The organism is Dokdonella sp. (assembly GCF_036518555.1).
GTDB lineage: Bacteria > Pseudomonadota > Gammaproteobacteria > Xanthomonadales > Rhodanobacteraceae > Dokdonella_A.
This window is the reverse complement of the sequence record NZ_DATDMY010000044.1, coordinates 1-9,690: the sequence shown is the minus strand read 5'-3', so window position 1 is coordinate 9,690 and position 9,690 is coordinate 1. Positions and strand designations below refer to the sequence as shown.

At 68.6% G+C, this 9,690-nt stretch carries 11 protein-coding genes; 7 read left to right on the top strand and 4 right to left on the bottom strand.

The annotated features are described in order from the left end of the window. From VI238_RS02760 to VI238_RS02745, 4 genes are all read left to right on the top strand, one after another. On the top strand, positions 1 to 1,129 hold a 1,129-nt coding region (locus tag VI238_RS02760; protein WP_331648200.1), incomplete at its 5' end, for a cytochrome bc complex cytochrome b subunit. Continuing rightward, positions 1,122 to 1,889: a cytochrome c1 gene (locus VI238_RS02755; protein ID WP_414650017.1), complete on the top strand. Its 768-nt coding sequence runs from the start codon at positions 1,122 to 1,124 to the stop codon at positions 1,887 to 1,889. The genes VI238_RS02760 and VI238_RS02755, both read left to right, overlap by 8 nt. Before the next feature lie 190 nt (positions 1,890 to 2,079). Beyond that, the gene (locus tag VI238_RS02750) at positions 2,080 to 2,703 is read left to right on the top strand and encodes a glutathione S-transferase N-terminal domain-containing protein (RefSeq protein WP_331648195.1); all 624 of its coding nucleotides are present in this window, start codon (positions 2,080 to 2,082) and stop codon (positions 2,701 to 2,703) included. A 49-nt stretch (positions 2,704 to 2,752) separates the two neighbouring features. Further along, the gene (locus VI238_RS02745; protein ID WP_331648202.1) at positions 2,753 to 3,139 is read left to right on the top strand and encodes a ClpXP protease specificity-enhancing factor; all 387 of its coding nucleotides are present in this window, start codon (positions 2,753 to 2,755) and stop codon (positions 3,137 to 3,139) included. A gap of 31 nt (positions 3,140 to 3,170) precedes the next feature. Here the strand turns inward: VI238_RS02745 and VI238_RS02740 are convergent, their stop codons facing one another. Continuing rightward, complete coding sequence (locus tag VI238_RS02740) at positions 3,171 to 3,521, bottom strand: DUF3301 domain-containing protein (RefSeq protein ID WP_331648192.1); 351 nt, start codon at positions 3,519 to 3,521, stop codon at positions 3,171 to 3,173. A gap of 141 nt (positions 3,522 to 3,662) precedes the next feature. On the opposite strand from VI238_RS02740, the gene VI238_RS02735 reads away from it, so the two are divergent. Next, positions 3,663 to 4,451, top strand: a complete 789-nt coding sequence (locus VI238_RS02735) for an FHA domain-containing protein (protein WP_331648190.1) — start codon at positions 3,663 to 3,665, stop codon at positions 4,449 to 4,451. 28 nt (positions 4,452 to 4,479) lie between these two features. Here the strand turns inward: VI238_RS02735 and nadC are convergent, their stop codons facing one another. From nadC to VI238_RS02720, 3 genes are all read right to left on the bottom strand, one after another. After that, positions 4,480 to 5,343: a carboxylating nicotinate-nucleotide diphosphorylase gene (gene nadC, locus VI238_RS02730; RefSeq protein WP_331648188.1), complete on the bottom strand. Its 864-nt coding sequence runs from the start codon at positions 5,341 to 5,343 to the stop codon at positions 4,480 to 4,482. A gap of 63 nt (positions 5,344 to 5,406) precedes the next feature. Continuing rightward, positions 5,407 to 7,785, bottom strand: a complete 2,379-nt coding sequence (locus tag VI238_RS02725) for a DUF1631 domain-containing protein (protein ID WP_331648186.1) — start codon at positions 7,783 to 7,785, stop codon at positions 5,407 to 5,409. Positions 7,786 to 7,904: 119 nt separating this feature from the next. Further along, positions 7,905 to 8,174 (bottom strand): hypothetical protein, encoded by a 270-nt coding sequence (locus VI238_RS02720; protein ID WP_331648184.1) that lies wholly within the window; start codon positions 8,172 to 8,174, stop codon positions 7,905 to 7,907. A gap of 110 nt (positions 8,175 to 8,284) precedes the next feature. Here VI238_RS02720 and purE point away from each other — a divergent pair, with 110 nt between their 5' ends. Continuing rightward, positions 8,285 to 8,755 carry a 5-(carboxyamino)imidazole ribonucleotide mutase gene (purE, locus tag VI238_RS02715; RefSeq protein ID WP_414650016.1) on the top strand — a complete coding sequence of 157 codons (471 nt, stop codon included), beginning with the start codon at positions 8,285 to 8,287 and terminating at the stop codon, positions 8,753 to 8,755. A gap of 115 nt (positions 8,756 to 8,870) precedes the next feature. After that, positions 8,871 to 9,690, top strand: an 820-nt coding sequence (locus VI238_RS02710) for a 5-(carboxyamino)imidazole ribonucleotide synthase (RefSeq protein WP_331648180.1), incomplete at its 3' end; no start/stop codon positions are given.

The following is a 9,690-nucleotide window of genomic DNA, read 5'->3' as shown; positions in this document are numbered from 1 at the left end:
GCACTACAAGCCGAGCGCGGAACTCGTCGCGCCGGGCATCTCGGCCGCGTTCGCCTCGGTCGAGTACATCATGCGCGACGTCAGCTGGGGCTGGCTGATCCGCTACATGCATTCGACCGGCGCCTCGCTGTTCTTCGTCGTGGTCTACCTGCACATGTTCCGCGGCCTCATGTACGGCTCGTACAAGAAGCCGCGCGAACTCGTCTGGATCCTCGGCATGCTGATCTTCCTCGCGCTCATGGCCGAAGCGTTCATGGGCTACGTGCTGCCGTGGGGCAACATGTCGTTCTGGGGCGCGAAGGTGATCATCTCGCTGTTCGGCACGATCCCCGTGATCGGCGATTCGCTGGTCGAATGGATCATGGGTGACTACCTGCCCGCCGACGCGACGCTCAACCGCTTCTTCGCGCTGCACGTGATCGCGCTGCCGCTCGTGCTGCTGCTGCTCGTCGTGCTGCACCTCGGCGCGTTGCACGAGGTCGGTTCGAACAACCCTGACGGCGTCGAGATCAAGGCGAAGAAGAAGCCGGACGGCACCCCGCTCGACGGCATCGCGTTCCATCCGTACTACACGGTCAAGGACATCTTCGGCACGGGTTTCTTCCTGCTCATCGCCGCGTTCATCATCTTCTACGCGCCGACCTTCGGCGGCTGGTTCCTCGAGCACGACAACTTCCTGCCGGCGAACAACCTCGCCACGCCGACGCACATCAAGCCGGTGTGGTACTTCACGCCGTTCTACGCGATCCTGCGCATGGTCCCGTCGTTCTTCGGCACGGCGGTGTGGGGCGTGATCGCGATGTTCGGCGCGATCGTGCTGCTGTTCCTGCTGCCGTGGCTCGACAAGGGCATGGTCAAGTCGGTGCGTTATCGCGGCATCGGCTACCGGATCGCGCTCGGCCTGTTCGCGCTGTCGTTCATCATGCTCGCCGCGGTCGGCGCCGGCGTGACTGCGGAGAAGATCCCCGAATGGTTCGGCGAGAAGGCGGACGCGACCTTCATCGAGAACCTGTTCGGCCGGTTCTGGACCTTCGTCTACTTCGGCTATTTCGCCTTCATCTGGGTCTACACGAAGTTCGGCTTCGAAAAGACCAGGCCGGTACCGGAACGGGTGACGACGCATGACTAAGGCCACGACCAACACTCCGAGGACCGCGATGTTCCGCAAGATTGCAGCCCTGCTCGTGGCCGGCCTGATCAGCGTCGGTGTCGCCCACGCATCCGAGGGCGGCCTCGAGCCGGCGAACATCCGGCTCGACGACGTCGCCTCCATGCAGCGCGGCGCGCGCCTGTTCTTCAACTACTGCGCGGGCTGCCATTCGCTGCGCTTCATGCGCTATTCGCGCATCGCCGAGGACCTCCAGCTCGATCCCAAGGACGTGGAGCGGAACTTCATGTTCGGCGGCGGCAAGATCGGCGACCCGGTGATCGGCCACATGCCGCCCGACGACGGCACCCGGTGGTTCGGCAAGGCGCCGCCGGACCTGTCGCTGGAGGCCCGTTCGAAAGGTTCCGACTGGATCTACAACTACCTCAAGTCGTTCTACCTCGATCCGAGCCGCCCGCTCGGCTGGAACAACACGGTGTTCCCGAACGCGTCGATGCCGAACGTGCTGTGGGAGCTTCAGGGCATGCAGTCCGCGGTCACGAAGCCGGCAGCGGAAGGCCAGGACGCCGTGATCGAGAGGCTCGAACTGCGCACGCCGGGGCGGCAGGACGCCGAGGAGTTCGACCGCACCGCGCGCGACATCGCGACGTTCCTGCAGTACGTCGGCGAGCCGGCCGCGCTGCAGCGCGAGTCGATGGGCGTATGGGTGCTGCTCTACCTCGCGCTGTTCACGCTGCTCGCGTACTTCCTCAAGCACGAGTTCTGGAAGGACGTGCACTGACGATGCCGGGGCGGCGCCTGCCGCCGCCCCGCTTCCGCCCCTCGTCAGCCCCTTCCCGGGCCAGCTCCGCACGCGTGCTCTCGGCCCGGCGGCGCCTACGGGCAAGGGTTTCCCCATCCTAGTCGGGCGCCGCCGCCGCGTAGTACATTGCCGGCGAAGGGCTCGCTTCGAAGGGAGTAGGGGATCCAGCATGGCCTTGAACCAGCGTTCGCGTACCGTCTTGACCCTGTATTCGGCCCACAACTGCGTGCACTGCCACCGGGTACGCATGACGCTTGCGGCCAAGGGCGTGACCTACGACCACGTGCTGGTCGACCTGAACGACCCGCCCGAAGACCTGATCGACCTCAATCCGTACAATTCCGTCCCGACCCTGGTCGACCGCGACCTCGTGCTTTACGACACGTCGGTCATCTGCGAATACCTCGACGAGCGCTATCCGCATCCGCCGCTGATGCCGGTCGATCCGCTCTCCCGTGCGCGGTTGCGCCTCGCGATCGTGCGCATCGAGAACGACTGGCTGACGCTCGTCGACGAGATCGAGGCGGGCGGTCGGGCGGCCGACACCGCGCGGCGCGCGTTGCGCGACGACCTCGTCAAGAACGCGAGCGCGTTCAAGGCATCGCGCTTCTTCCTCAGTCCGGAAATAAGCCTCGCCGACTGCGCACTCGCGCCGCTGATCTGGCGGCTCGACTCGCTCGGCGTGCAGTTGCCGCGCGAGGCGCAGGCGATCGTCGACTACGGCGAGCGCATCTTCCGCAGCCAGGGGTTCACGCGCAGCCTGACGGCGGAAGAGAAGGGCTTGCGTCCGTGACCGATCGGATCGTGCGTAGCCGCGGAGCACCGACGTGAACGCGCCCTCGATGACGTCGAATCGCCCATACCTGCTGCGCGCATTCCACGAGTGGATCAGCGACAACGGCCTTACGCCGTACCTGCTCGTCGATGCCGCCGCGGAAGGGGTGCGCGTGCCGCCCGGGGCGGCGAAGGACGGTCGCATCGTGCTCAACGTCGCCGCGCGCGCGGTCGGCCAGTTCGAGATCGCCAACGACCGCGTGCAGTTCCTCGCCCGCTTCGGCGGCATCAGCCAATCGGTATACGTGCCGATGAACGCCGTGCTTGCGATCTACGCGCAGGAGAACGGCCAGGGCATGATGTTCCAGGCCGACGGCACGCCGGCCGAGCCGCCGCCGACGGCGCCGACACCGGACGAAACGCCGAAACGCCCGCACCTTCGCGTGATCAAGTAGGCGAGTTGCGGCGCTCCCGCCGCCACCCGGGCTATTGGACGAGGCGCAGCGGCACCGGGTGCACCACGCGCGAGCGCGCGTCCTCGCCGAGCGGCAGGCTCCATGCCTCGAGACGCCGGCCCGCGAGATCGAGGTGGCAGCGATGGCGGTCGCTGCCGTCGAGGCTGACCTCGAAACCATAGCGTCGCACGACCGTGGGCAAACCCTGGCGCTGCGCGATGGCCAACCGCTTCAGCGACACCGTCTGGTCGAGCAGTTGCACGCCCGCCTCGCGGCACAGCGTGCGGCTGTGCGCGACCGCGAGTTCGCGCGCGCGCAGGATGTCCATCCAGGCCCAGACCGCGACCACGATGGCAAGAAGGAACGACCAGGTGCCGAGCATCGACACAGTGTGGGGACATCGCGGCGGCCGGACAAGGCCCCGCGCGCGCGACCGATCGGCGCGGGCGAAGCGGCCGCAGGCGACAACGGCCCGCGCGCAGGTACAATCCCGCCGACGCTCGGCTGCCTTTTGGGGGAGAGGATGAAACTGGTGTTTCCTGGCGGTGAACACGCTCCGGTGGAACTCGCGGAAGGCGCGCGCAGGATCGGCAGCGGCAGCGACTGCAGCATCGTGCTCAAGGGCGAGGGTGTCGCCGCGCACCACTGCGATATCGTGGTCGCCGCGGGCAATGCGAGCATCAGGCCGCTCGACCCGCAAGCGCCGACCGTCCTCAACGGCCGCCAGGTGACGGCGCAGGCGCCGATCAAGGACGGCGACCTGCTCGTGCTCGGCCGCGTCGGCGTCTCCATCGTCGGCGAGCGCAAGGCCGCGGCCGCGCAGCCACCGAAGAGCGAACCCGTCGACGACCGCACGCGCGTGCGCACGGCGCTGCCGCGCTACCTGCTGCGCGGCGTCTCGGGCGCCACGCTCGGGAAGACGTTCGCGGTCACCGACAACGCGGTGATCGGGCGCCAGCCCGACTGCGACATCCCGATCCCCGCCGAGGAAGTGTCGCGCCATCACGCGCGCCTCAAGGTCACGCCGGACGGCGTGGTCGTCGAGGACATGGGTTCGGCGAACGGCACCTACATCAACGACAAGCGCACCCAGAGCGGCCTGCTCAAGCCCGGCGAGGAACTGCGCCTGGATACGGTACGCTTCCTGCTCATCACGCCCGGAATGGATGCGCGGCAGCAGTCCGCCGGTCCACGTTCCGAACCGGAGGCCAAGGCGGCGAAGGGCGGTTCGAACGGCGCCGCGATCGCGATCGGCGTCGTCGTTGCGGTGGCCGCGCTCGCGGCGGTGCTGCACTTCGCCGGCGTGTTCTGAGCCGTCGCGCCGCGCGCGCCGCAGCGCCTCAGCGGGCGGCGTCGACGAGTTCCACGCGCATCGACAGGTCGATCGCGCGGATGTGCTTGGTCAGCGCGCCGACGGAGATGAAGTCGACGCCCGTCTCCGCGATCGCGCGCACGCGCTCGAGCGACACCGACCCCGACACTTCGAGCGGCACGCGGCCGCCGACTTCGGCGACCGCCTGCGATAGTTCGTGCAGCTCGAACTCGTCGAGCATGATGCGATCGACGCCGGCCGCGAGCGCTTCGCGCAGCTCGGCGAAGTTCTCGACCTCGGTTTCGACGAGCACGCCCGGGTGCAGCGTGCGGGCGCGCGCGACCGCGGCGTGGATCGAGCCCGCGGCAGCGATGTGGTTCTCCTTGATGAGCACGGCGTCGTACAGTCCGATGCGGTGGTTGCGGCCGCCACCGACGCGCACCGCGTACTTCTGCGCGAGGCGCAGGCCCGGCAAGGTCTTTCGCGTATCGAGGATCGCCGTGCGCGTGCCGCGCGTGGCCTCGACGTAGGTGGACGTCGCGGTCGCGGTCGCCGACAGCGTCTGCAGGAAATTCAGCGCCGAGCGCTCGGCCGTGACCAGCGCGCGAGCGCGCCCTTCGATCCGGCACAGCAATGCACCCGCGGCGACGCGTTCGCCGTCGGCGAATTGCCACTCGAATCGCGCCGCGGGATCGATCTGGCGGAAGCACTCTTCGAACCAGTCCCGGCCGCAGAGGATCGCCGCTTCGCGCGTGATCACGCGCGCGCGGCCGTGCGCGTCGCCGGGCAGGAGGTCCGCGGTGACGTCGCCGCTGCCGATGTCTTCCTCGAGCGCGCGCTGGACGTCGCGCACGACCGCATCGCGCGGTGGAACCTGGACCGGAGTCGTCACGTGCGATTGCCTTCAGCGAGGGTCGGACGCGGAGGATAGCAAGAGCGACGGCGGATCGAAGCGTCAATCCGCCACGGCTGCAGGGGGCGTCGCAGGCGTCGCCGCAGCCTCGTCGCCGGCATGGCGCAGGCGCGCGACGATCGCATCGAGCGCGCGATCGAACAGCGGCACTTCCTCGAGCACGACCGCGCTGCCGCGACGCAGTTCCGCGGCGAGGCCGGGCACGGTCTTGTCGCACACCTTGAGGCCGCGCCGGTTCACGAACAGGTACTTCGAACTGATCGGGCTGATCCACGACAGCTTCGCGCGTTCGCGTTGGTCGTTCTCGTCGACGAACTCGATCCAGGTGCCGACCTTGATCGCGCGCACGGTCCTGACGAACTCGTCGTCTTCCTGGGCATCGGCTGCTTCCGGCTCGATCGTCGCATCGATCGCGTCGGTCGAGCCGAGCACGATTTCCTCGACCGGGCTCTGCGTCGCCGCAGGCACCGAAATCGCCGGCACCTCGGCGGCTTCGCCGGTGCCAGCCGCCGGCGCGGCCTGCTCGGCGATCACTTCCTTGACGGTCTTCGTCTCGATCTTCTGGCCGTCGAGCAGGCGCTTGTAGAACAGCGAGAGCTCGCCCATCAGCTGCTTCACGTCGCTGTCGTGGTAGGCGACGGTTGCAAGGCCGTGGCGGAGTGCCTTCTCGAGTTGCGGCAGCAGCGCGCGCAAGCGCGTCACTTCGCTGTCGGTCGTCTTCGGCTGGGCGCTCCAGACGAACTCGTCGGCGAAGCGCAGTGCGTTCTTCCATTCGTCCGACTCTTCGCCCTGCCGCAGCACGGTCAGCACGAGGTAGTTGGCCCACGGGCGCGACAGCACGCTGTGCACGACCGGCGGAAGGTTGCGGTCCTCGATGCGCTTGAGGATCTCGCGCGCAGCGGTGCGCCGCGCCGCCTGCAGCTTCTCGCGGCCGCGCGTGGCGTCGGCCGCGCGCTGCTCGGCGAGCTCCGCGCGCTTCTTGTGCTGGTCGATGAAATCGCCGAACGAGGCGAGCTCCCGCTCGAACACCCCGACGTCGTCGTCGAAATCGCGCAGCACGGTCTCGACGCACGCCTTGATGCGCTCGTACAGGCGATGGTCGCGATCGCCTTCCTCCGACCAGCTCTTGCCGGCGTCGGCGAGCAGGTCGAGCAGGCGCCGCGCGGGGTGGGACTTCTGCGCGAACAGGTGCTTGTCGAGGATCGCGACCTTGAGATAGGGGATCTGCAGGCGACCGAACAACGCCTGCATCTGCGCGGGAAGGTTGCGATCCTGCAGGATGTACTCGAACAGCATGCCGACGAGGTCGATCGTGTCCTCGTCCGCGCTCGACACGCGCTTGTCCTTCGCGTCCCCGGACAGCTTGTTGACCTGGTCGAGCAGCTCGCGCTTGATCTGCTGCACGGCCTGCGCCGCGTCGGCGACGCTTTCCGCGCGCGCCTGCGCCACCGCGGACTGGCTCTGCAGGATCGTCAGCGCGCTGAGCAGGTCGGTCGGGCTGAGGCCGATGCCGCCGACCGCGCCCTCGCCGACATAGGCATCCGCACCGTGCCGGTTCGCGAGCAGCGAACGCAGGGTGTGGTAGATCTCGGCCTGCAACTGGTCCGCGCCCGGATCGTAATAGGCGGTCGCGACGCCCGCCACGCCTTCCTTCGCGTTCGGGGCCGAAGGCAGCGGCACGCGCGCACCCGCGGGCGGACGCGTGCCGGCCGGCAGCACGTGCCGGACCTGCGGCAGCACGCCGGCGCGGATGAGCTCGACGTTGACCTCGTCGTAGATCGGCTCGAGGCCGGTCATGACGTATCGGTCGAACAGCTTGTAGATGATGAGCTTGACCTGGACGTTGACCTCGAACTCGCGGATCGCGTTGCGGAACGCGTTGCCGAGCACGGCCGGGCCGATCGGGTTGTTGTTGTCCTCGACCTTGCCGCCACCGATGATGACCGAGAGTCGCTGGTTGACCTGGTAGAGCGCGCGCTGCAGGCGATTCTCCGCCTTCGCGACCATGCTCGTCACGGCCAGGGACTCCTCGAGCTCGAGGTCATCGACGAGGGACAGCCCGCTCGCCGCGGCCTGCGGCGCGCCTTCCGGCTTCACCGCCTTGAGCTTGCCGTCCGCGAAGTCGGTGAATGCCTTGCTCGCATGATCCTGGAACAGGCGTTCGACGAGCTGGCGCTTCTTGCGCACCTCGCGCATGCCGTCGAAGTACTCCGTCTGCACGGCATTGCTGCCCGCGCGCTCGGCGAGATCGAACAGCGCATCGTCGACGTTCTCGAACAGGGTGCCGACCAGCGCGTTGATGCGCTTGAGCGACACGCCGCGCACGAGCTTGAGCAGGTCGCCGAGGCGATCGGCGGCCGCCGTGCCCGGCTGGCGCTGTTGCAGGTCGACGACGTTCGGATTGTCTTTGGGGGCGGTCATTACAGGGCGTTCCAAGGGGTGCCGGCGGCTCGCCGCGCGCGCGCGCCGACCTGGAGCTAGCTTAAGGCGGCGCCGTTCACGGAATGTGAATTGGGTCACATCCGGCGGGCCGAATGGCGTCAGCGGTCCGGAAAATCCTCCAGCTGGGCGGTCGCGACCGCTTCATCCGCGAGCATTACCGGAATGTCGTCGTCGATCCGGTAGATGGTGTGGCGATCGCGCGTGATCAAGCCGGCCGAGAACGCGCCCGCGACCGTCGCGCCCGCGCCGTTGCGGACGGGGCCGGACGCGATCGCGCGGTTGAGCGCGGCCAGTTCCGCCTCGGTGAGCAGCCGCACCGGCACGTGCGTGGTCGGGCAGCAGAGGATGTCGAGCAGGTGTTTGTCCATTGCCCACAAAGCGAGCGGCCCCGTGCGGCCGGATGTGCGTACAATAACGATTTGGGCTGACGACGGCCATGACAGAAAGCGCGAGCGGAAGGCCCCGCATCGGCGTCGTGATGGGCTCCCGGTCGGACTGGGACACGATGCGGCACGCGGTCGAAACCCTGGAGCGGCTCGACATCGGACACGAAGTGCGCGTGGTGTCGGCACACCGCACGCCGGATCTGCTGTTCGACTATGCGGGCGGCGCGGCCGAGCGCGGCCTCTCCGCGATCATCGCCGGCGCGGGCGGCGCCGCCCATCTTCCCGGAATGCTCGCGGCGAAGACGCGCTTGCCCGTGCTCGGCGTGCCCGTGCAGTCGCACGCGTTGAACGGCATGGACTCGTTGCTGTCGATCGTGCAAATGCCGGCCGGGATTCCCGTGGCGACGTTCGCGATCGGTCGCGCCGGCGCGGTCAACGCGGCGCTCTGCGCGGCCGCGATGCTGGCGATCGGCGATGCGTCGCTCGCGCGTCGCCTCGACGCATTCCGCGAGGAGCAGACGGCGGGCGTGCTTGCTCATCCCGACCCGCGTACTCCGGCATGAGACGTCGTAGGGTTACCCCTCACCGCATACCTTTCCCGCAGGTGGGAGAGGGCGCGTCGGTGTCGCGCGGGGTTTCCCGCACGGCCGTCGCGATGGATTTCGAGTCGTCCCGCACATGCAAACGATAGGTATCCTGGGTGGCGGACAGCTCGCGCGCATGCTCGCACTCGCGGGCGCGCCGTTGGGCCTGCGCTTCCTCGTCGTCGACAGCGCGGAGGACGCGTGCGCCGCGCAGGTCGCGCCGATGTTGCGTGCGGACTGGCGCGACTTCGACGCGCTCGCCGATTTCGCGCGCCGCATCGACGTCGCGACCTTCGATTTCGAGAACGTGCCCGCCGACACCGCGCAGTGGCTGACCGAGCACACGAAGGTATTCCCGAATCCGCGCGCCCTCGCGACGTCGCAGGACCGCCTCGCCGAGAAGACCCTGTTCCGCGAGATCGGCCTCGACACGCCCGCATTCGCGACGGTGGACTCGCGCGACGACCTCGCCCGCGCGGTCGAGCGGATCGGCACGCCGTCGATCCTCAAGACGCGCCGGCTCGGCTACGACGGCAAGGGCCAGTTCCGCCTGAAGTCGCCCGACGACGTCGACGCCGCGTGGCAGGCCCTCGGCGGCGCGCCGTCGATCCTCGAAGCGTTCGTACCGTTCGAGCGCGAGCTGTCGGTGATCGCGGTGCGCGCGCGCGACGGCGAGTTCCGCACCTGGCCGCTGACGCAGAACTGGCACGCCGACGGGATCCTGTCGGCTAGCCTCGCGCCGGCGCCGCACGCCGAAGCGCTCGCACCGGTCGCGTTCGCGCACGCGCGTCGCATCGCCGAGGAGCTCGATTACGTCGGCACGTTCGCACTCGAACTGTTCGTGCGCGACGGACGGCTGCTCGGCAACGAGATGGCGCCGCGCGTGCACAATTCGGGGCACTGGACGATCGAGG